This is a genomic window from Janibacter cremeus (genome assembly GCF_013409205.1).
Taxonomy (GTDB): Bacteria; Actinomycetota; Actinomycetes; order Actinomycetales; family Dermatophilaceae; genus Janibacter; species Janibacter cremeus.
Window position 1 is genome coordinate 1,494,855 of sequence record NZ_JACCAE010000001.1, and the last position, 20,137, is coordinate 1,514,991.

Genomic DNA, 20,137 nt, shown 5'->3' on the forward strand with positions numbered 1-20,137 from the left:
GCACGATGAGCATCGGGACCGCCAACAGCACGCCCGCCATCGCCGTGCGGGATCTGCACAAGTCCTTCGGCAAGAACGAGGTGCTCACGGGTATCGACTTCCACGTCGACCAAGGAGAGGTCGTGTGCGTCATCGGCCCCTCCGGCTCGGGCAAGTCGACGCTGCTGCGTTGCGTCAACCGCCTCGAGGAACCCACGAGCGGGACCATCCTCATCGAGGGTGTCGACATCACCGACCCGGAAACGGACCTCGCAGCGGTACGTACCCGGATCGGCATTGTCTTCCAGCAGTTCAACCTCTTCCCGCACCTGACCGTCCTGCGCAACCTGACGCTCGCGCAGCGGCGGGTCAAGGGGCGCTCGAAGGCCGAGGCGGAGGAGGTCGCCCGGCGCAACCTGGAGAAGGTGGGTATGGCCGGCCGCGAGAGCGCCTACCCGGCGCAGCTGTCCGGTGGACAGCAGCAGCGCATCGCCATCGCCCGGGCCCTGTCGATGGACCCCGACATGATGCTCTTCGACGAGCCGACCAGTGCCCTCGACCCCGAGCTCGTCGGTGACGTCCTGGAGGTCATGCGCACGCTGGCCAACGAGGGCATGACGATGATGGTCGTCACCCACGAGATGGGGTTCGCCCGCGAAGTCGGTGACCGTCTGGTCTTCATGGACGGCGGCGTCGTCGTCGAGCAGGGCGATCCGGTCGAGGTGCTGTCGAACCCGCAGGAAACGCGCACCCGCGGCTTCCTGTCCAAGGTGCTCTGACGGAGCGACTCAGGACCTAGAAATCGAGGGCGGACGCAGGAATGACTGCGCCCGCCCTCGATTTCTCCGTCCTGGGGTCAGGTACGCGTCAGTCGCGCGACGACCGAGGGCAGGTCCGCCATGTCGTCGATGATCCCGTCGGAGTCCTCCAGCCAGGCACCGGGGGTGAGGTCGCTGAGGTACCCGACCACGGCCATGCCGGCAGCCCGGGCCGCTTCGACCCCGGCCCTGCTGTCCTCGACGACGACGCACCGCTGCGGCGCGTAGCCCATCGACTCCGCCGCGGCGAGGAAGACGTCCGGGGCAGGCTTGCCGTGCTCGACGTGCTCGGCGCTGAACCGGACCTCCTCGGAGAAGAGGTCGACCAGGCCGGTGGTGGTCAGCTTGCTGCCGATGGCCCGCCAGATCGACCCCGAGGCGACGCACACGGCGTGCCCGACGTCCTGGACGGCGATGACGGCCTCCCGGGCACCCGAGATCGGCTCGAGCCGTTCGTGGCTGCGCGCGAACTCCGCGCGCCACTTCTTCTCCCACTCGGGGTCCGGGACCGCTCCGGTCATCTCGGCGATCGTCACCCGGTTGTCGGCGTAGGCCTTGCCGACGAAGGTCTGCACGGCGTCGTCCTCGGTGAAGTCGATGCCCGCGTCGAGCATCATCGCCGTCCACGTCTGGACGTTCAGGCGCTCGCTGTCGACGAGCACTCCGTCGCAGTCGAAGACGACCAGCCAGCCCGAGCCCTCCATGCTCACCCGAAGTACCGGCTCATCGTGCCCGTGTGGGCCGTGCGCATCTCGTCGAGCGGCAGGGTGAGCACGCCCTTGATCCGCAGGTCGGTGCCGTCGGTGACCCCGAGCCGTGCCAGCGGCACGCCGTGGGTCTCGGCGACCCCCACGAGGTCGGCCAGGTCGCTCTCGGAGGAGACCGTCACCAGCGCCCGGGCCGTGGACTCGGAGTACAGCGCGGTGAAGGCGTCGATGCCGTCCCGGTCGAGGACCGGGGACAGGTCGAGGGAGGCGCCGGTGCCGCCGTGGAGCACGGACTCCGCGAGCGCGATCGCCAGGCCACCGTCGGACAGGTCGTGCGAGCTGGTGAGCAGTCCGCGCCGGACCGCGTCGACGAAGAACTCCGCGAGCGCCTTCTCCGCGGCGAGGTCGACCTTCGGCGGACGGCCGCCGAGGTGGCCGTGCACCGCGTTGGCCCACTCGCCGCCGTCCAGCTCGTCCCGGGTCTCCCCGAGCAGGAGGACGACCTCCCCCTTCGCCTCGAAGCCGGAACGCACCGACGTGGCGACGTCGTCCAGGACACCGAGTACACCGACGACGGGCGTCGGGTGGATCGCGGTCTCACCGGTCTGGTTGTAGAACGAGACGTTGCCGCCGGTGACCGGGATGCCCAGCTCGAGACAGGCGTCGAAGAGACCGGCCACGGTCTGCTCGAACTGCCACATCACGCCCGGATCCTCGGGGGAGCCGAAGTTGAGGCAGTCGGTCACGGCCAGCGGCAGGGCGCCCGACGTGGCGACGTTGCGGTAGGACTCGGCGAGCGCCAGCTGTGCCCCGGCGTAGGGGTCGAGCCAGCCGAAGCGGCCGTTGCAGTCCGTGGACACGGCGACGCCGAGCCCGGACTCCTCGTCGATGCGCACGATGCCTGAGTCGTGGGGCGTGGCCTGCTTGGTGTTGCCCAGGACGTAGCGGTCGTACTGGTTGGTGACCCACGACTTGTCGCACAGGTTGGGCGAGGCGAGCAGGTCGAGCAGGGTGGCACCCAGGTCGTCCGGGCGGCGAAGGGAGTCACTCGAGTCGGTCCGGACCGCGTCGAGCCACTCCGGCCGGGCGATCGGACGCTCGTAGACCGGGCCCTCGTGGGCGACGGTGCCCGGCTCGACGTCGACGATGGTCTCCCCGTGCCAGGTGATGACGAGGTTGTCGCCGTCGGTGACCTCGCCCAGGACGGCCGCCTCGACGTCCCACCGGTTGGTGATCGCCAGGAAGGCGTCGATCTTGTCGGGGGCGACGATCGCCATCATCCGCTCCTGCGACTCCGACATGAGGATCTCCTCGGGGGAGAGCGTGGAGTCGCGCAGCGGGACGCGGTCGAGCTCGACACGCATGCCGCCGTCGCCGGCGGAGGCGAGCTCGGAGGTGGCGCAGGACAGCCCACCACCACCGAGGTCCTGGATGCCCTCGACGACGCCGGCGGCGTAGAGGTCGAGGCAGCACTCGATGAGGACCTTCTCGGCGAAGGGGTCGCCGACCTGGACGGCGGGCCGCTTGGTCGGGCCGCCCTCGTCGAAGGACTCGGACGCGAGGACCGACACGCCACCGATGCCGTCGCCCCCGGTCTTGGCACCGAAGAGCACGACCTTGTTGCCGGTGCCAGAGGCGTTGGCCAGGTGCAGGTCCTCGTGGCGCAGCGAGCCGACGCACAGGGCGTTGACGAGCGGGTTGCCCTGGTAGCAGTCGTCGAAGACGATCTCACCACCGATGTTGGGCAGGCCCAGGGAGTTGCCGTAGCCGCCGATGCCCTTCACGACGCCGGGCAGGACGCGGGCGGTATCCGGGTGGTCGATCGCACCAAAGCGAAGGGGGTCCATCACCGCGACCGGGCGGGCGCCCATGGCCATGATGTCGCGCACGATCCCGCCGATGCCGGTGGCGGCGCCCTGGTAGGGCTCGACGTAGCTGGGGTGGTTGTGCGACTCGACCTTGAAGGTCACCGCCCAGCCCTGCCCGATGTCGATGACGCCGGCGTTCTCGCCGATGCCCGCGAGGGTCTTGCCCAGCGGCGTCTCGCTCGGCAGGTCGCCGAAGCGCTTCAGGTGGACCTTGGAGGACTTGTAGCTGCAGTGCTCGGACCACATGACCGAGTACATCGCCAGCTCGGCGCTGGTGGGGCGACGGTCGAGGATGGTGCGGATGCGCTCGTACTCGTCCTGCTTCAGGCCGAGGTCGGCCCACGGCTGCTCGGTGTCGGGCGACTCGCTCGCCCGGGTGACGGTGTCGAGGGTGGTCACACTCTGCTGATTCATGAGGACACCACCTGCGTCAGGACGGACGTGAAGACCGTGCGCCCGTCCAGGCTCGGGCCGAAGCCCTCCTCGACGGCGTGCTCGGGGTGGGGCATGAGGCCGACGACGTTGCCGCGCTCGTTGCTGATGCCGGCGATGTCGCGGGAGGAGCCGTTGGGGTTGACCCCGACGTAGCGGAAGGCGACCTGCCCCTCCCCCTCGAGCCGGTCGAGCGTGGGCCTGTCGGCGACGAACTGCCCGTCCTGGTTCTTCAGCACGACGGTGATCTCCTGGTCGGACTCGAAGCCGTTGGTCCAGGCCGTCGCGGCGTTCTCCACGCGCAGGACCTGGTCGCGGCAGAGGAACTTGCGGTGGTCGTTGCCGATCATCGAGCCGGGCAGCAGGTGGGACTCGGTGAGGATCTGGAAACCGTTGCAGATGCCCAGGACCGGCATGCCCCCCTTCGCTGCCGTGATCACCTCGCCCATGACCGGGGCGAAGCGGGCGATGGCACCGGCGCGCAGGTAGTCGCCGTAGGAGAATCCGCCCGGGATGACGACCGCGTCGACGGAGTGCAGGTCCGCGTCGCCGTGCCAGAGGGCCACGGCCTCGCCGCCGGCGATGCGCACCGCTCGGCGGGCGTCGGAGTCGTCGAGGCTGCCGGGGAAGGTGATGACGCCGATCCTCACGCGCCCGCCCCGGTGATCGGAGCCTGCTCCGGCTCGTCGGCCGTCAGCTCGTGGACGTTGACGACGTCCTCGATGACCGGGTTGGACAGCAGGGTCTCGGCGGCCTCGCGCGCGCTGGCGAGGTGCGTCTGCGTGACCGGGCCGTCGACGGAGAGCACGAAGCGCTTGCCCTGTCGCACGTCGGTGAACTGGTCCAGACCCAGGCGCGGCAACGCGCCACGTACCGCCTGGCCCTGGGGGTCGAGGATCTCGGGCTTGAGCATGACGTCGACGACGATGCGTCCCACGGGGCGCTCCTATGGTGCGAAGGGGGTGGGTCCGGCGACGAGTCTAGTTGGCTCCGGCTGCGCTGGTTGAGGCGCGTAGGCCGTCCGCGGCCGCAGCCTCGAAACCACCGCTGTGCTGTCGCACGATCACCCGGCGACCGGCTCCTCCCGCGGCACCGCGGCGAAGGGGGAGAGCTTGAGCCAGTGGGGCAACGCCTTGCGCACGTCGGCGGGGCCCTCGAGCGTCAGGTCACCCCTGCGCAGCGCCGCGGCCCAGGTGAGGTCCCCGCGCCAGATGTGGACCATGGTCGGCAGGTCGGCCACCACGCCCACGGTGACCGGGAATCCCGGGTCGAAGTCGCACAGGTCGACGGCGCCGGCCTCCACGACGATCCACCATGCCCGGTGGGCCGCCTCGACGTCCGGGAAGCGGAAACCCAGCACGATTCGGGCCCCGGGCATCGCAGCCAGGTCGAGGTTGCGGTGCACGTCCCACATCAGCAGCGTCGGGTCGTAGTCCTCCTCGCCGAGCCGGCTGCGCCACTGCACGCCCCACTCGCCGAGTGCCATGACCACGGGCTCCAACGCCATGCCTCCGGGGGTCAGCTCGTACCGGATGCGGTTGCCGTCGTCCAGACGCACCACGATGCCGGCCCTGGCGAGACCACGCAGGCGTTTGGACAGCAGCGCGGGCGACATCTTGGGGACCCCTCGCCGCAGTTCGTTGAAGTGGTGGCTCCCGCACAGCAGCTCGCGCACGATCAGCACGGTCCACCGCTCGTCGAGCACCTCCATCGTCTTGGCGATGGGGCAGAACTGGCCGTATCCCGTCATGGGATCGCCTCCTCCGAGGCGTTTCAGGTTACTCGCGCGCGTGAGGTCGGTACAGATGGTGAACCGGCCCGGTACAGATCCAGAACTATCTGCTCGCCCCGGGGTCCGACACCGTGGGGAGAGTCAGGTACACACCACACGAGGGATCCGGCCATGACCACCACAGGGACGACCACGGGAACGACGACAACCAGCGCAGGCGACGCCGGGCCGACGCTGCCGGAGCAGGCAGGGGTGCTGCTGGGGCACCTCGCCGGGTACATGGCCACCCGCGTGATCCGGATGGGCCTGGAGTCCGGATTGCTGCGCGGCATCGCCACCACGCCCTCGGTGACCCCCGGCGAGCTGGCGGAGCAGCTCGGGATGGACGACCTGTACGTGGCCGTCTGGTGCCGGGCCGCGTTCGGCGCCGGCGTGCTGGACCGGCACGAAGGGGGCTACGCGCTGGCGGCACACATGGGGACCCTGCTCTTCTACGAGGACTCGCCCGCCTACCTCGGCGGGATGTTCGCAACCGTCGGGCAGTACGAGATGTTCGGACGGTTCGCCGACAACCTGACCACCGGCGAGCGGATGTGGTGGGACGAGACGAGCCCCGAGTGGATCGCCTGCGTCGAGGGCACGGGTCGACCGTTCTACACGCGCCTGCTCGCCGCCGGGCTGGCGCAGGTGCCCGGGCTGGAGGACGTCCTGCGCACCGGCGGCCGTGTCCTGGACACCGCCTGTGGATCCGGGGCCGGTGTGGTCCGGCTCGCGAGCGCCTACCCCGAGGCGAACGTCGTGGGGGTGGACGGTGACGCGCACTCCATCGAGCGGGCCGGGGCCGCGGTCGAGCGCGCCGGTCTCGCCGAGCGGGTCGAGCTCGTGGTCAGCCCGCTCGAGGACATGGCGGTCGAGCAGCCGGTGGACGTCGTCATCAACAACATCTCGATGCACGAGTGCCGCGACATCGACCGCGTGACCGAGCGGGTGCTGGCCGCGCTGAAGCCGGGCGGGTGGTTCGTCATCTCCGACTTCCCCTTCCCGGACAGCGACGAGGGGCTGCGCTCGGTGCCGGGTCGACTGATGTCGGGCGTGCAGTTCTTCGAGGCCCAGATCGACGACCAGCTCCTCCCTCGCACCGCGTACGACGACCTGCTCACCCGGCACGGGTTCACCGACCTGGGGTGGTTCCAGCTCAGTCCGGTGCACGCAGTGACGTACGGACGCCGTCCCGGGTGAGGGGAGCAGCGAGAGCGTCAGCGAGCGCCGGGGCCTTCTGAGTCGCGCCGTGACACGCGCCGCATCCGGTGCATCATCGTCGCCGAGGGCACGACCCGACCCGAGCGGTACGTCGAGAGTCGGCTGCGCGAGGTGCCGATCCGGCCGGCGAACTCTGCAGTCGTCATGCCCGCGTCCGCGACGAGCCGGCGTACCTCGTCGGCGACCGCGACACGCTCGGCCTCCTCGGCCTGGCGCCGGGCTCGCGCGACGGCCCGGGTCAGGAGAGGCCCCACGCCGTAAGGGGCCTCGTACGAGAGGTAGTCCTCGACCTGACGGGCGACCACACCCCAGGGATCGGCGTCGATCGCCCGGGTGAGCAGCAGCCAGTCGCCGATCGTCCCTCGCTCGATCACGGTGACGATGGCCTCGTAGGGCCAGGTGTCGACGGGGGCGTCGGGGTCGACATCGACGTTGCGGAAGGCCACGGTCATCGCAGCTCCTCCAGATGCTCGACCACGGCATCAGCGAGTGCGTGGCAGTCCTCGACCACGGCCTGCCAGTCGTGCCAGCGCTCGACCAGGCCCTTGTACGAGGCGAGCTGGCGGGTGACGCGCACGTCCCGCGGGTCGGGTTCGCAGAGCCGCTGCACCACCACGGTGAGGACCGAGTCGCCCGCCTCGGAGCGGTCGCGGTAGTAGTCGTCGATGGCGCCCAGCGCCGCCACCGCGGCTGGCGCGCCAAGTCGGTCGGCAAGGGCCACGACGTCGAGGTAGTCCCGGGTCCGGTTGCGCTGGACGACGAGGTAGGCCTTGATCCGCAGGCACTCCTCGATCGTGGGCACGCGAAGGGGGCGCCCGCCGACCGTGACCTCCTCGACCTCGAGGGGACGTACCCGCCGCAGTTGACGCAGACCGGCCTCCACCCCGTCGAGCGAGCCGAGCAGCGTCAACGGTGGCGAGCTGGCCCGCACGCTGGTGGCCCATCCGTCGGTGGCCTCGACTGCTTCGACGACCTCCGCATAGCGACCGGACAGGTCGGCGAGCACATGGTCATGGTCGAAGGACACCCGGTGTCCGGCGTACAGGGCAGCGGCCGACCCTCCGACGAGCACAGCGTCGGGGACGATCTGCTGGAGGTGCGCCGCGGAGGCGAGCACCCGGTCCAGCGAACTCTGCTCAGGCATGTATGAAGTGTATCAATACTGATACACAACGCTGCTGAACGCGTCAGCTGGCGCCCCACCGCCGAGCCAGCTCCGCCACCACGGTGAGGTTGCGGTTCGTCGCGACACCCAGGTCCCGCTCGACGGCGGCGGGCAGCGTGGCGGCGCGGTAGTTCGCCGCTTCGGCGACCAGGAGATGCACGGTGGCGCCGCGGACCACGGCGGTCTCCCCCTTCGCCTCCCGTGCGGTGAAGGCCGCGAGCGCCTCTGCGCTCGGCGCCTCCTTGAGGAACGAGACGTAGTGCGCCCCGACGTCGAAGGGGGCCTGCCCCGCCGCCTCGTCCGCCTCTGCAGCGACCCGGGACAACTCGGCCAGGGTGAGCACGACCGTCGGCACCTCGAATCCACGGTCGGCAGCGAAGGCCTCCTCGAGGGTGCGCGCCACCGCGGCGGACGAGCGCTGTCGGCTCGTCAGCAGCACGTTGCCAGTGTTGAGGTGCACCTGCACACCGGTGCCGACCGTCTCGACGACCCGCTGCAGGTCGGCCTTGGGGAACTTCCGTCGGGCGCCGAGGTTGATCGCGCGCAGGAAGGCGACGTAAGTGCCCATCAGCTGAAGCGCTCCCGCAGCTCGCGCTTGAGGATCTTGCCGCTCGGGTTCTTCGGCAGCTCGGTGACGATCTCGATCCGCTTGGGCTGCTTGAAGGGAGCGAGCACGCCGGCGCAATGCTCCTGGATCGCGGCGGACGTGAGGTCCGAGCCCCCCTTGGCGACGACGGTGGCAGTGACCGCCTCGACCCACCTCGGGTCCGGCAGCGCGAAGACCGCCACCTCCGCGACGTCCGGGTGGGAGTAGATCGCCTCCTCCACCTCGCGGGAGGCGACGTTCTCGCCGCCGGACTTGATCATGTCCTTCTTGCGGTCGACGATCGTGATCCGGCCGTCCTCGTCCTCGATCGCCAGGTCGCCGGAGTGGAACCAGCCACCCCGGAAGGCCTCGGCGGTCTTCTCCCCGTCGCGCCAGTAGCCCGCGGCGATGTGCGGGCTGCGGTGGACGACCTCGCCGATCTCACCGACCGGAACCTCGGCGTCCTCGTCGTCGACGAGCCGCGTCTGGACGTTGAGCACCGGGAATCCGGCCGATCCGGCGTGGGTCAGCTGCTCGTGCGGAGGCAGGATCGTTGCGACCGGGGCGAGCTCGGTCTGCCCGTAGAAGTTCCACAGGTCGACGTCCGGCAGCCGCTGCTGGATCTCCGTGAGGATCTCCACCGGCATCGGGGAGGCGCCGTAGTAGCCCTTGCGCAGGCTCGACAGGTCCGTGGTGTCGAAGTCGGGGTGGCGCAGCAGGGAGATCCACACCGTCGGCGGGGCGAAGTACTTGGTCACCTTGTGCTCGGCGATGCTCGCCAGGACCCTCGCCGGCTCCGGGGCGGGCAGAATGATGCTCGTCGCACCGAGCATGAGGTCCGGCCCGAGGAAGCAGTCCAGCTGGGCGCAGTGGTAGAGCGGCAGGGTGTGCAGGTCGATGTCCTCGCCGCTCATCCCGCCGTCGACGATCGTGCTGAGGTACTCGGCCTGCAGGGCACGGGAGGTCAGCAGCGCGCCCTTGGGGCGGGACTCGGTGCCGGAGGTGTACATCAGTCGGATCGGGTCGTCGTCGGCGACGATCGGCGGGGTCCAGCCGGTGGCGTCGGTCGCGGCGAGGTCGGCGAAGGGGGCCCACTCCCCCTTCGCATCCCCGGTGGTGATGAGCGTGGGTACCGCCTGACCGCTCGCGGCGATGGCTTCGGTGGCGGTGGCGACGAACTCCGGCTGGGCGATGAAGGCGACCGGCTCGCTGTGCCCGACGATGTAGCCGACCTCGTCGGCGGTGAGCATGAAGTTGATCGGCACGAGGATGACGCCCAGTCGCGCTGCGCCCCAGGCGATGGCGGCGAAGTCTGCGGAGTTACGACTCAGCAGGGCCACCCGGTCGCCGGGGTTGATGTCGTGCCCGGCCAGGCCGGCGGCCACGCGGGTGACGAGGTCGTCGAACTCGCGATAGCTCAGGCGGGTCTCCCCGTCGATGATCGCGGTCCTGTCCCGGAAGCGGGCGGCGCTGCGGCGCAGCACCTCCCCCAGCCCGTTGGCGCGTGCGGTGGCCATCTCGGTCCTCGTCGACATGACGGCAGTCTGCCCCTCGGGAGGGTCCTGCGAAAGGGGACCCCGTGCCCAAGAGGGACTGCGGGGGCCACACCCCCGAGGGAACGCTCACGATGGCGGCTGGGAGTCCCCTTCGTGCACGAACGCTGCGTGGCTGGGCTCGCGCCCCGACCGCAGGTGGCGCCGCGCGGCCAGGTGTGCGGCAGCAGCGATCACGAGCCCAACCAGCCCCACCGTGACGAAGGTGCCACGCGGACCGAGGACGGTCCCGAGCCCTCCGCCCAGCGCGAGCGCGATCATCCCGCAGGAGCGTGAGGCACCACCGACGAGGGCGACGATGCGCCCTCGTCTCGTCGGGTCGGTGGCCGTGACCATGAGCGTCATGACGATCGCGTTGAGCCCGCCGAGCAGCAGGCCCACGGCTGCGGCCAGCGCGATGTAGGCGGCGATCCCGGGCGCGAGCCCCTGCCCGATCTGGACGAGCGAGATGACCCCCAGCAGGGCGAGGACGCCACGGACACGCCCGTCGGTCGTGCGCACGACGACGGCGAGCAGGGCACCGACCACCGCAGCCACCCCTGCCGCCGCCTCCGACAGCCCGAACTGGCTGGAGTTGCCGCCGAGGACGTCCTTGACGAGGAAGACCTCCACCGCGTTGACCGACTCCAGCGCGACGATGAAGGGCAGCACCGCGGCAGCGAGCACCGCCAGGAGTGGATGGGCGCGCAGCGAGGTCAGCCCGTCGAGCGGGACCACGGTCCGCAGGAAGCGGCGACGCCATCCCGCTCGCACGACGCGCTCCTCCAGGGTGGGCCAGGAACGCAGCAGGAGGCCCGCACCGATCAGGGGCAGGAAGGTCAGCGCGTCGAGGACGAAGGGCGCGGAGACGCCCCAGTGCTGAACGAGGACGCCCCCGAGCGCGGCTCCGGCAGGAACGGCGATGCCCACCACGCTGTGCTCCACCGAGACGAGCGCGCCCACGTGCTCCTGGTCGACCAACTTCGGGAGGGTCACGACCCAGGTCGAGTTGGCCAGGGCGAAGCCGGTCTGCAGCACGAGCACCCCGATGCCCGTCAGGACCAGGTCGGCGCGCCAGGCGAGACCGAAGGCTGCGACGAGCTGGACCCCGGCCGCGCCCACGACGACGGGGCGCGGGTCCGTCCGCTCCGCCAGGGCGCCGGCAACCCCGGACAGCAGTACCAGCGGCAGCGCGAAGAGGACGAGCATGACGGCCAGGCCGGAGGGCCCGGCCCCTGCGTCGTGCACCCGCAGGAGCAACGCGACCTTGGCCGCGCCGTCACCGACGACCGAGAAGGCGAGTGCGGCGAGGACCAGCCGCGCCCGCGTGTTCGACAGCACCTGCTCGAAATCCTGAAACATTCGTTTCACATATATGAAGATAATGCTTCACGCCTTGTCCGGGCAAGTATCATCACGGCATGATCAGGAGGAAGCGCACCGAGCTGAATATCACCGAAGCCCGAGCGCTGCGCACCCTCGCCCACCCGGCGCGGCAGCGACTGATCACCGAGCTGTACTCGGGGGAGGTGCTCACGGCCACCGAGGCGGCCGAGCTCGTGGGGCTGACTCCTTCGGCGACGAGCTACCACCTGCGTGCACTGGAGAAGGCCGGCATCGTCGTTCGGGACGAAGGCACCTCAGATGCCCGACAACGCCCGTGGCGGGCAGCGGCCGACAGCCTCTCGGTCCGACCGGAGGCCTACCGACACTCGCCGGCGGGCGTCCAGGACGCCAACTTGGCCGGCTGGAGCAGCGACATCCAGGCCGGGATGGAGCGCGCGGAGCGGGCAATGGCCGCAGGCCGCGACGACGTCGGCCACATGAGCCACAGCAGACTCTGGCTCACGTGGCAGGAGGTGGAGGAGCTCGCCGACCGCATCATGGAGCTCACCGAGGAGTACAAGGTCCGCACCCGGGCCGACCACCCGGAGGGCGCGCGCGCCTGGGACGCCTATCGCCTCGTGCTCCCGACGAAGGAGATACCGGACACCCCGCGCGAGGACCGATGAGTCAGCGAGATCGACGACTTCTGGTCGGAGCCGCACGAGCCGCCGGCCCAGGGGTCCCCGATCGTCGGTCGCTACTGATCCGCCACCGAGCGGCCGCTCACGTGGCGCATACGGTGCATCATCGTCGCCGAGGGCACGACCCGACCCGTGCGATAGGTCGATAGTCGGCTGCGAGAGGTGCCGACCCCGCGAGCGAACTCCTCCATGGTCATCCCGGACTCCACGACGAGTTGCCGCACCTCGTCGGCCACCACCGCGCGCTCGGCCGCCTCGGCCTGGCGTCGAGCCCGTGCGATGGCGCGAGCCATCAGCGGTCCCACGCCATAGGGCGACTCGTAGGACAGGTAGTCCTCGACCTGCCGGGCCACCGCCCCCCACGGATCGGCGTCGATCGCCCGGGTCAGCGTGATCCAGTCGGAGATCGAGCCGCGCTCGATGACGGTGACGATCGCCTCGTACGGCCACGTGTCGACCGGCGCGCCCGCGTCGACGTCCACATTGCGGAAGGAGACGCTCACGACTCCTCCTCGAGTCGCTCCACCACGGCGTCGGCCAGCGCTTGGCAGGCCTCGACGACCGCACTCCAGTCCTGCCACCGCTCGACGAGGCCCTTGTAGGACGCGAGCTGCAGGGTCACACGCGCGTCGCGCGGATCGGGTTCGGACAGACGCTGGACGAGCACGGTCCGGACGGAGTCGTCCTCGCCCGAGCGATCTGCGTAGTAGGCGTCGATCCCGCACACCGTCGACACCGCCTCAGTCAGCCCCAGCCGATCGACGAGTGCCACCACATCGAGATAGTCGCGCACCTGGTTGCGCTGCACGACGAGGTAGGCCTTGATCCGCAGGCACTCGCCCAGGGTCGGCACGCGCAGCTCATGACCGCCGACGTCCACGACCTCGATCTCCAGCGGTCGGGTCCGACGCAGCTGCCGCAGGCCTGCCTCCACGCCGTCGAGCGAGCCGAGCAGGGTCAGGGGCGGCGAGCTGGCCCGCACACTCGTGGCCCAGCCCTGGGTGGCCTCGACCGCCTCGACGACGTCGGCGTACCTTGCCGCCAGGTCCGCCACGACGTGGTCATGGTCGAAGGACTGCCGGTGGCCGGCATAGAAGGCGGCGGCCGACCCCCCGACCAGCACGGCGTCAGGGACGATCTGCTGGAGGCGCGCAGCCGACTCGAGGACTCGGGCCAGCGCGTGTTGCGTGCTCATACATCCAATCGTATCGGATCCGATACGTCAGAGCCGAAGGTCCGACCCGTCAGCCGCTCGTAGGCCTCGACGTACTTCGCCCGGGTCTGCGCGACGACGTCCTCGGGCAGGGCGGGGGGCGCCTCGCCGGAGGACTTGTCCCAGCCGGAGGCCGGGGAGGTGAGCCAGTCGCGGACGAACTGCTTGTCGTAGCTGGCCTGCTGGCGGCCCGGCTCCCACTGGTCCGCCGGCCAGAAGCGTGAGGAGTCCGGGGTGAGGAGCTCGTCCGCGAGGACGATCTCGGCGTCCGCCCCCCGGGCGCGGATCGCGGCACCCGGGTCCTCCCCTTCGCTCAGCTGGAGGCCGCGCAGGCCGAACTCGACCTTGGTGTCGGCGAGGATGATCCCGCGCTCGGTGGCGATCTCGTTGCCGCGCTGCAGGATCGCCACGGTCAGATCGCGGGCACGATCGGCGAGCGCCTGCCCGACTTCGTCGACCACCCCGGCGAAGGGGATCGGCTCGTCGTGCTCACCAGCGGGCGCCTTGGTGGACGGGGTGAAGATCGGTGCCGGCAGGCGGGACCCGTCGACGAGCCCCTCCGGCAGGTCGACCCCGCTGACCGCGCCGGTGGAGCGGTACTCGTTCAGGCCGCCGCCGGTGAGGTAGGCGCGGGCGACGCACTCCACGGGCAGCATGTCGAGGCGCTCGACGAGGACGGCCCGACCGGCGACGGCGGTGGGCACGTCGGTGGAGACGACGTGGTGGGGCACCAGGTCGGCGACCTGCTCGAACCACCACAGCGACATCTGGGTCAGCACCGCCCCCTTGTCTGGGATCGGGGTGTCGAGCACGAAGTCGTAGGCCGACATCCGATCGCTGGCCACGAGCAGCAGCTGGTCCTGCCGGGGCGCACCGTCCTGCCCCATCGGCGCGTACAGATCGCGCACCTTGCCCGAGTAGAGGTGGGCGTAGCCGGGCAGGTCGAGGGGAGCGTCACTCGTCATGGGGCCATCTTGGCAGGGCGGTATCAACGCGACGCTCCACGTACCCCGCCGGACTCCCTGACCATCCGTTCGAGGTACCTACGCGCACCCTGCCACGCGGGGATACCTCGACCCGTCGTGAGATGTGCGCCGGGAAGGGATCAGACCCGGATCTCACCGCGCGAGGCCCGCAGCGCGATGTCGGTGCGGTGGTGGCTGCCGGGGAAGTCGATCCGCCCGACGGCCTCGTAGACACGCTCGCGCGCCCGGGTGAGGTCGTCACCGGTCGCGACGACCGAGAGCACACGACCACCGGAGGAGACGAGCTGCGGGGCCTCACCCTCGACATCGACCCGCGTACCCGCGTGCAGGACGTGGACGTGCTCGGCCAGGTCGCTCGCGGCGAGCTCCTGCAGGCCGTCGATCTCGATCCCGGTCACCGGCGACGCCGGGTAGCCCTCGGCGGCCAGGACAACGGTCACGGCGGACTCGGGGCGCCACCGCAGCGGGTCGTGGTCGTCCAACTCCCCGTCCGCGGCAGCTGCGAGGAGCACACCGAGGGGTGAGTCGAGGCGGGCGAGGACCGCCTGGGTCTCCGGGTCGCCGAAGCGCACGTTGAACTCGATCACCCGCGGACCGCGGGAGGTGAGGGCGAGGCCGACGTAGAGCACCCCGGCGAAGGGGGTCCCCCGCCGGGCCATCTCCTCGACCACCGGTTGCGCGACCCGGGTGACGACGTCGTCGACGAGCCCCTCCGGGGCCCAGGCCAGCGGGCTGTAGGCGCCCATGCCTCCGGTGTTCGGCCCCTCGTCGCCGTCGAAGATGCGCTTGAAGTCCTGCGCGAGGTCCAGGGCGACGACCCGCTGGCCGTCGCAGATGCAGAAGAGGCTCGCCTCGGGCCCGTCGAGGAACTCCTCGATGACCACGGTGGCGTCGTCCCCCTTCGCCAGGCAGGCCATGCCGTGCTCGATGGCGACCTCACGGTCATCGGTGACCACGACACCCTTGCCCGCGGCGAGGCCGTCGTCCTTGACGACGTGGGGGACGCCGAACGCGTCGAGGGCCTCGACCAGCTCGTCCCGGCTCGTGCACACCCGCGCCAGGCCGGTCGGCACGCCCGCAGCGGCCATGACCTCCTTGGCGTAGGCCTTGCTGCCTTCGAGGCGGGCAGCTTCAGCGCTCGGCCCGAAGCAGCGGATCCCGCTCTCGCGCAACGCATCGGCGACTCCGGCAACGAGGGGGACCTCCGGCCCGATGACGACGAGGTCGACGGCGTGTCGTCGGGCCAGCTCGACGACGGCCTCGGGGTCGCCGGCATCGACCGGTTCGTTGAGCGCGAGCGCGTCGGTACCGGGGTTGCCGGGGGCCGCGATGACGGCGTCCACCGTGGGGTCGTGGGTGAGGGCGCGCACGAGGGCGTGCTCGCGGGCGCCGGAGCCGATGACGAGAACCTTCACGGGGTGAGCCTACGAGACCCGGTGGCTCGGTGATCGCGGGTCCCGTGCGGGCACGACAGACGATGGATCAGGCAGGTCCGCGAGAAAGGCGGAGCGCAGCCCGCGGCAAGCAGGGGGGTCTGCCGCGAACTGCGCCCCGAGGTCGCGGGTCCAGACATCAGGGGGGACACCGACCGCGCGACCACCGGCCGTAGCCGACTCGACTGATACTGGCATCTGGATGAAGGTGAAATCAAGTACTCGCGCCGACGCCGGGCCCCCTCGTGTCGAATCCGCCCGCGCAGTCGGGATCGCGCCGGGAGACCGCGTCCTGGGCACACCGTCCCGGCAACTAGACTCTCTCCTTCTGCCCAAGCTGGAGGGGAGCAGGACTCCACCGTGACCGACACCCATGTCGACGCCGTCGCTGCCGAGATCGCCATCGAGCAGCAGCACCTCGACCGCGTGAACACCGAGCTGGCCAAGGCCGGACAGAGAGCCGAGCTCGTCGCCGTGGACGGCCTGTCCCGCGGTCGCACGTCGCGTACCGGCGACGTGCGGGACGAGGAGATGTCCGGGCTCTTCGAGCGCGATGCGCTGGTCTACAACGCCGCTCGTCGCCAGGCGCACCTCGAGCGCCAGCACGAGGGCCTGGTCTTCGGCCGCCTCGACCTCGAGGAGGAGCCCGACCACGAGCGGGAGATCCGCTACATCGGTCGCCTCGGCGTGCGCGACGACGACTACGAGCCGCTCGTCATCGACTGGCGCGCGCCGGCTGCCTCGCCCTTCTACCGCGCGACCCCGGGCAACAACCTGGGCGTCATCCGCCGCCGCGTGCTGCGCAGCCGTGGCGAGGAGGTCATCGGCGTCGAGGACGACCTCATGGTGCCCGAGGCCCCGGACGACATGGTCGTCGTCGGTGACGGCGCCCTGCTGGCGGCGCTCACCCGCAGCCGCGGACAGCAGATGCGCGACATCGTCGCGACCATCCAGGCCCATCAGGACGAAGCAATCCGCGCGACCGACCGTGGCATCACCGAGATCACCGGCGGCCCCGGCACCGGCAAGACCGTCGTCGCCCTGCACCGTGCCGCCTTCCTGCTCTACGCCAACCGTCGACGCTACGAGTCCGGCGGCATCCTCGTCATCGGCCCCTCCTCGGCCTACACCGCATACATCGAGCGGGTCCTCCCCTCGCTCGGCGAGGACTCGGTGACCCTGCGCTCCCTGGGCGACGTCGTCGATGTCATCACCGCGGTGCGGCACGATCCGCCCGAGGTCGCCGCGCTCAAGGGATCACTGCAGATGCGCACCGTCCTGAATCGGCTGGCCGCCATGGCCGTCCCCGGTGCCCCGACGAGTCTGCGCGTCATGGTCGACGGGCGGGCGGTCCACCTCGACGAAACGACGCTCACCGACATCCGCCGCCGGGCGCTGCGCGACCGCAACCGCAACCAGGCGGCCAACGCGGTGCGCGACCTCCTCGCCGAGGCCGCGTGGCGCCAGGTGCGCGAAGGCGAGCGTGAGGACTTCCTCGAGGCCTTCGACAGCTCGATGGCGGTCGACACCTTCCTCGGTCAGTGGTGGCCGCAGGTCGACCCACGCGAGGCCCTGCTGTGGCTCCAGGACACCGAGCTGGCCTACGACGTCAGCCGGTCCGTGCTCAGCCACGGTGATGCCGCCGCACTGGCGCACGCCACCCGCGAGACGCTCGAGCTGGGCACCTGGACGGTCGCCGACGTCGCGCTCATCGACGAGCTGTCGGTGCGCCTGGGGCCGGTCGAGCACGAGGCCCCCGAGGAGCGCTCCTTCTTCGAGGTCGAGGAGCTGGACGGGGTCGAGGAGCTGCGCGCCATGGGATCGGCGATCAAGGACCCACTCGTCGAGCACCACCTCAGCCCGACCAGCGCCCACGAGCGCCTGCTGTACGACACGATCGGGCCGGCCGACGAGTACGCACACGTGCTCGTCGACGAGGCCCAGGACCTCTCGCCGATGCAGTGGCGGATGATCGGGCGCCGTGGTCGGCGGGCGTCGTGGACCGTCGTCGGCGACGTCGCCCAGGCCTCGTGGCAGGACGCCGCCGAGGCCGAGCACGCGCGGCTGGAGGCGTATGGCACCCAGCAGCGGCAGTCCTTCCACATGACGACGAACTACCGCAACGCGCAGGAGATCTTCGACTACGCGCGCGCCGTGATCCTGCCGGCCGTCCCGGACGCCGACATCCCGGATGCCGTCCGCGAGACCGGGGTGCAACCGGCGGAGGTGACCTTCGGCGACGCGCTGGACACCTCGCGCCCCGCCGTCGGCACGGTCGCCGAGCAGGCGCTGGCCGACCTCGCGCAGGAGCTCGAGGGCTCGATCGCGGTCATCACCCCGCAGCGTCACGCGAACGCCGTCGCGGGTCTCGCGGAGGGCTACGAGGGACGGGTGACGGTGATCGACCCGCTGTCGACCAAGGGCCTGGAGTGGGACGCGACCCTCGTCGTGGACCCGGACGCCATCGTGGATGAGTCCCCCGGCGGCGCCCGCATCCTCTACGTCGTGCTCACCCGCGCGGCCCACCGGATGAGCGTCCTGCGCCCGACCGACTGACGGACCCCCTTCGCCCTACGGCGATCTGCCCACCCGTCACGCGAAATTGCGGGACACGGGTGCGTACAACGCCGTCAGGCAGACGACGTGAACGCGCGAACGGCCCCGGAAGCACGCTGCCTCCGGGACCGTCCGCTCGGGAGAGTGGGTCAGCCGCTCTTGCGACGAAACATCTGCTGGGCGCCACTGGTCTCGGCGTCGTGTGCGCCGCCGACCTTGCCTCGGGCGCCGTGGGGCGAGACATCTGCTCCGCCGTGCGACTGCTTCTTCTCCAGCGCCTCCCGGAACTTCGCCTTCATGTCCTCGGGTGCGCTCTCATGCGTGCCCATGGGGACCTCCCTTCGTCGCCGGTCGGCATCGCTGCTGCGGTGCCTGCACCCACCATTGCAGCGCGAAGGGGGCCCGGCAACGGATTATCCGGCGGCACCGCTCCCCCCTTCGGCCGGTGGAGGTATCCCCGCGTACTCGAGCGCGCGTGGATACCTCCACCCAGGCGACCGGGGCCACACCCCGGTTCAGGCGTCCAGGAGCGGGTGACGCTGGATGATCTCCTCGCGGCCGGGACCGACGCCGATCGCCGAGACCCGGGCGCCGATGAGCTCCTCGGCGCGCAGGATGTAGGCCCGGGCGTTGGCCGGCAGCTCCTCGAAGGTGCGACAGCCGGTGATGTCCTCCGACCAGCCGTCGAGGTACTCGTAGATCGGCTGGGCGTGGTGCACGTCGGACTGGTTGACCGGCATCTGCTCGACCCGCTCGCCGTCGATCTCGTAGGCGACGCAGATCGGCACGCGCTCCAGACCGGTGAGGACGTCGAGCTTGGTGATGACGAAGTCGGTGACCCCGTTGATCCGGGTCGCGTACCGCCCGACGACCGCGTCGAGCCAGCCGGTGCGGCGTGGGCGTCCGGTCGTCGTGCCGTACTCGTGCCCGGTGCTGCGCAGGAACTCTCCGTCGTCGTCGAAGAGCTCGGTGGGGAAGGGCCCCTCGCCGACGCGGGTGGCGTAGGCCTTGAGGATCGCGATGACGCGGCTGACCCTGGTCGGCGGGATGCCGGAGCCGGTGCACGCGCCGCCGGCGGTGGCCGAGGAGGAGGTGACGAAGGGGTAGGTGCCGTGGTCGACGTCCAGCAGCGTCGCCTGACCGGCCTCGAGCAGGACGTTCTTGCCCGCGTCGAGCGCCTGCTCCAGCTCGAGACTGGTGTCGGCGACCATCGGGCGCAGCCGGTCGGCGTAGGAGAGCAGCTCCTCGACGACGGCATCCACGTCCGAGGCGCGGGTGTTGTAGACCTTGGCCATCACCTGGTTCTTCAGGAAGAGCGCGGCCTCGACCTTCTGCCGCAGGATCCCCTCGTCGAAGACGTCCTGCACGCGGATGCCCACGCGGTTCATCTTGTCGGCGTAGGTCGGGCCGATACCGCGACCGGTCGTGCCGATCTTGCGCTTGCCCAGGAAGCGCTCGGTGACCTTGTCCAGGGTGCGGTTGTACGGCGGGATGAGGTGCGCGTTGGCGCTCAGGCGCAGCTTGGAGACGTCGACGCCCCGGGCTTCGAGCCCCTCGAGCTCCTCGAAGAGGATCTCGAGGTCGACGACGACCCCGTTGCCGATGACCGGGATGACGGTCGGGGTGAGGATGCCCGATGGCAGCAGGTGCAGGGCGTACTTCTCGCCGTCGATGACGACGGTGTGCCCGGCGTTGTTGCCGCCGTTGAACTTCACGACGTAGTCGACGTCGCTGCCCATCAGGTCGGTGGCCTTGCCCTTGCCCTCGTCGCCCCACTGGGCCCCGATCAGCACGATCGCCGGCATCGGTCCTCCTCGCCCACCCTCACGAGCAGGTCTCGACA

20 protein-coding genes are annotated in these 20,137 nt (G+C 70.6%); 4 read left to right on the top strand and 16 right to left on the bottom strand.

The genetic code is table 11. The features are described 5' to 3' along the window. Positions 1-5: 5 nt before the first annotated feature. Positions 6-758: an amino acid ABC transporter ATP-binding protein gene (locus tag BJY20_RS07020; protein WP_185990867.1), complete on the top strand. Its 753-nt coding sequence runs from the start codon at positions 6-8 to the stop codon at positions 756-758. A gap of 77 nt (positions 759-835) precedes the next feature. Here the strand turns inward: BJY20_RS07020 and BJY20_RS07025 are convergent, their stop codons facing one another. The 5 genes from BJY20_RS07025 to BJY20_RS07045 all read right to left on the bottom strand — a co-directional run bounded on the left by BJY20_RS07025 (position 836) and on the right by BJY20_RS07045 (position 5,554). Then, complete coding sequence (locus tag BJY20_RS07025) at positions 836-1,501, bottom strand: HAD family hydrolase (protein WP_185990868.1); 666 nt, start codon at positions 1,499-1,501, stop codon at positions 836-838. Between the two features lie 2 nt (positions 1,502-1,503). Continuing rightward, on the bottom strand, positions 1,504-3,786 hold the full coding sequence (gene purL, locus BJY20_RS07030) for a phosphoribosylformylglycinamidine synthase subunit PurL (protein WP_185990869.1): 2,283 nt from the start codon (positions 3,784-3,786) through the stop codon (positions 1,504-1,506). Next, positions 3,783-4,454 (bottom strand): phosphoribosylformylglycinamidine synthase subunit PurQ, encoded by a 672-nt coding sequence (purQ, locus tag BJY20_RS07035; RefSeq protein ID WP_185990870.1) that lies wholly within the window; start codon positions 4,452-4,454, stop codon positions 3,783-3,785. Before purQ ends, purL begins: the two co-directional genes overlap by 4 nt. Next, the gene (purS, locus tag BJY20_RS07040; protein WP_185990871.1) at positions 4,451-4,741 is read right to left on the bottom strand and encodes a phosphoribosylformylglycinamidine synthase subunit PurS; all 291 of its coding nucleotides are present in this window, start codon (positions 4,739-4,741) and stop codon (positions 4,451-4,453) included. The genes purQ and purS overlap by 4 nt, the downstream gene beginning before the upstream one ends. A gap of 126 nt (positions 4,742-4,867) precedes the next feature. Further along, the gene (locus tag BJY20_RS07045) at positions 4,868-5,554 is read right to left on the bottom strand and encodes a winged helix-turn-helix transcriptional regulator (protein WP_185990872.1); all 687 of its coding nucleotides are present in this window, start codon (positions 5,552-5,554) and stop codon (positions 4,868-4,870) included. Between the two features lie 153 nt (positions 5,555-5,707). Between BJY20_RS07045 and BJY20_RS07050 the strand changes: the two genes are divergently transcribed. Continuing rightward, positions 5,708-6,775 (top strand): class I SAM-dependent methyltransferase, encoded by a 1,068-nt coding sequence (locus BJY20_RS07050; RefSeq protein ID WP_185990873.1) that lies wholly within the window; start codon positions 5,708-5,710, stop codon positions 6,773-6,775. A gap of 17 nt (positions 6,776-6,792) precedes the next feature. Here BJY20_RS07050 and BJY20_RS07055 read toward each other — a convergent pair whose 3' ends face one another. The 5 genes from BJY20_RS07055 to BJY20_RS07075 all read right to left on the bottom strand — a co-directional run bounded on the left by BJY20_RS07055 (position 6,793) and on the right by BJY20_RS07075 (position 11,441). Further along, the gene (locus BJY20_RS07055) at positions 6,793-7,248 is read right to left on the bottom strand and encodes a helix-turn-helix domain-containing protein (RefSeq protein ID WP_185990874.1); all 456 of its coding nucleotides are present in this window, start codon (positions 7,246-7,248) and stop codon (positions 6,793-6,795) included. Then, positions 7,245-7,940, bottom strand: a complete 696-nt coding sequence (locus BJY20_RS07060) for a hypothetical protein (RefSeq protein WP_185990875.1) — start codon at positions 7,938-7,940, stop codon at positions 7,245-7,247. The genes BJY20_RS07055 and BJY20_RS07060 overlap by 4 nt, the downstream gene beginning before the upstream one ends. A 43-nt stretch (positions 7,941-7,983) precedes the next feature. Then, a complete protein-coding gene (locus BJY20_RS07065) occupies positions 7,984-8,529 on the bottom strand; it encodes a DUF1697 domain-containing protein (protein ID WP_185990876.1) in 546 nt (181 codons plus the stop codon). Continuing rightward, positions 8,529-10,082, bottom strand: coding sequence for a fatty acyl-CoA synthetase (locus BJY20_RS07070; RefSeq protein WP_185990877.1), 1,554 nt, complete (start codon positions 10,080-10,082; stop codon positions 8,529-8,531). Before BJY20_RS07070 ends, BJY20_RS07065 begins: the two co-directional genes overlap by 1 nt. An 87-nt stretch (positions 10,083-10,169) precedes the next feature. Next, a complete protein-coding gene (locus BJY20_RS07075; protein WP_185990878.1) occupies positions 10,170-11,441 on the bottom strand; it encodes an MFS transporter in 1,272 nt (423 codons plus the stop codon). Between the two features lie 59 nt (positions 11,442-11,500). Between BJY20_RS07075 and BJY20_RS07080 the strand changes: the two genes are divergently transcribed. Next, on the top strand, positions 11,501-12,091 hold the full coding sequence (locus BJY20_RS07080; RefSeq protein WP_185990879.1) for an ArsR/SmtB family transcription factor: 591 nt from the start codon (positions 11,501-11,503) through the stop codon (positions 12,089-12,091). Positions 12,092-12,162: 71 nt separating this feature from the next. On the opposite strand, the gene BJY20_RS07085 is transcribed toward BJY20_RS07080, so the two are convergent. The 4 genes from BJY20_RS07085 to purD all read right to left on the bottom strand — a co-directional run bounded on the left by BJY20_RS07085 (position 12,163) and on the right by purD (position 15,720). Continuing rightward, the gene (locus tag BJY20_RS07085) at positions 12,163-12,609 is read right to left on the bottom strand and encodes a helix-turn-helix domain-containing protein (RefSeq protein WP_185990880.1); all 447 of its coding nucleotides are present in this window, start codon (positions 12,607-12,609) and stop codon (positions 12,163-12,165) included. After that, a complete protein-coding gene (locus tag BJY20_RS07090; protein WP_185990881.1) occupies positions 12,606-13,301 on the bottom strand; it encodes a hypothetical protein in 696 nt (231 codons plus the stop codon). Before BJY20_RS07090 ends, BJY20_RS07085 begins: the two co-directional genes overlap by 4 nt. After that, the gene (locus BJY20_RS07095) at positions 13,298-14,284 is read right to left on the bottom strand and encodes a phosphoribosylaminoimidazolesuccinocarboxamide synthase (RefSeq protein ID WP_185990882.1); all 987 of its coding nucleotides are present in this window, start codon (positions 14,282-14,284) and stop codon (positions 13,298-13,300) included. Before BJY20_RS07095 ends, BJY20_RS07090 begins: the two co-directional genes overlap by 4 nt. 140 nt (positions 14,285-14,424) lie before the next feature. Continuing rightward, the gene (purD, locus tag BJY20_RS07100) at positions 14,425-15,720 is read right to left on the bottom strand and encodes a phosphoribosylamine--glycine ligase (RefSeq protein ID WP_185990883.1); all 1,296 of its coding nucleotides are present in this window, start codon (positions 15,718-15,720) and stop codon (positions 14,425-14,427) included. A gap of 378 nt (positions 15,721-16,098) precedes the next feature. Here purD and BJY20_RS07105 point away from each other — a divergent pair, with 378 nt between their 5' ends. After that, positions 16,099-18,294 carry a UvrD-helicase domain-containing protein gene (locus tag BJY20_RS07105; protein ID WP_185990884.1) on the top strand — a complete coding sequence of 732 codons (2,196 nt, stop codon included), beginning with the start codon at positions 16,099-16,101 and terminating at the stop codon, positions 18,292-18,294. Positions 18,295-18,443: 149 nt separating this feature from the next. Here the strand turns inward: BJY20_RS07105 and BJY20_RS07110 are convergent, their stop codons facing one another. Next, a complete protein-coding gene (locus BJY20_RS07110) occupies positions 18,444-18,623 on the bottom strand; it encodes a DUF5302 domain-containing protein (RefSeq protein ID WP_185990885.1) in 180 nt (59 codons plus the stop codon). A gap of 186 nt (positions 18,624-18,809) precedes the next feature. After that, positions 18,810-20,099, bottom strand: a complete 1,290-nt coding sequence (locus BJY20_RS07115) for an adenylosuccinate synthase (protein WP_185990886.1) — start codon at positions 20,097-20,099, stop codon at positions 18,810-18,812. Positions 20,100-20,137: the final 38 nt, after the last annotated feature.

Bases quoted from the DNA above. Each gene is read 5' to 3' on its own strand.
- BJY20_RS07020 (WP_185990867.1), top strand. From the start codon at position 6: ATGAGCATCGGGACCGCCAACAGCACGCCCGCCATCGCCGTGCGGGAT.
- BJY20_RS07025 (WP_185990868.1), bottom strand. From the start codon at position 1,501: ATGGAGGGCTCGGGCTGGCTGGTCGTCTTCGACTGCGACGGAGTGCTC.
- purL (WP_185990869.1), bottom strand. From the start codon at position 3,786: ATGAATCAGCAGAGTGTGACCACCCTCGACACCGTCACCCGGGCGAGC.
- BJY20_RS07045 (WP_185990872.1), bottom strand. From the start codon at position 5,554: ATGACGGGATACGGCCAGTTCTGCCCCATCGCCAAGACGATGGAGGTG.
- BJY20_RS07050 (WP_185990873.1), top strand. From the start codon at position 5,708: ATGACCACCACAGGGACGACCACGGGAACGACGACAACCAGCGCAGGC.
- BJY20_RS07055 (WP_185990874.1), bottom strand. From the start codon at position 7,248: ATGACCGTGGCCTTCCGCAACGTCGATGTCGACCCCGACGCCCCCGTC.
- BJY20_RS07060 (WP_185990875.1), bottom strand. From the start codon at position 7,940: ATGCCTGAGCAGAGTTCGCTGGACCGGGTGCTCGCCTCCGCGGCGCAC.
- BJY20_RS07065 (WP_185990876.1), bottom strand. From the start codon at position 8,529: ATGGGCACTTACGTCGCCTTCCTGCGCGCGATCAACCTCGGCGCCCGA.
- BJY20_RS07070 (WP_185990877.1), bottom strand. From the start codon at position 10,082: ATGTCGACGAGGACCGAGATGGCCACCGCACGCGCCAACGGGCTGGGG.
- BJY20_RS07075 (WP_185990878.1), bottom strand. From the start codon at position 11,441: ATGTTTCAGGATTTCGAGCAGGTGCTGTCGAACACGCGGGCGCGGCTG.
- BJY20_RS07080 (WP_185990879.1), top strand. From the start codon at position 11,501: ATGATCAGGAGGAAGCGCACCGAGCTGAATATCACCGAAGCCCGAGCG.
- BJY20_RS07090 (WP_185990881.1), bottom strand. From the start codon at position 13,301: ATGAGCACGCAACACGCGCTGGCCCGAGTCCTCGAGTCGGCTGCGCGC.
- BJY20_RS07095 (WP_185990882.1), bottom strand. From the start codon at position 14,284: ATGACGAGTGACGCTCCCCTCGACCTGCCCGGCTACGCCCACCTCTAC.
- BJY20_RS07110 (WP_185990885.1), bottom strand. From the start codon at position 18,623: ATGGGCACGCATGAGAGCGCACCCGAGGACATGAAGGCGAAGTTCCGG.
- BJY20_RS07115 (WP_185990886.1), bottom strand. From the start codon at position 20,099: ATGCCGGCGATCGTGCTGATCGGGGCCCAGTGGGGCGACGAGGGCAAG.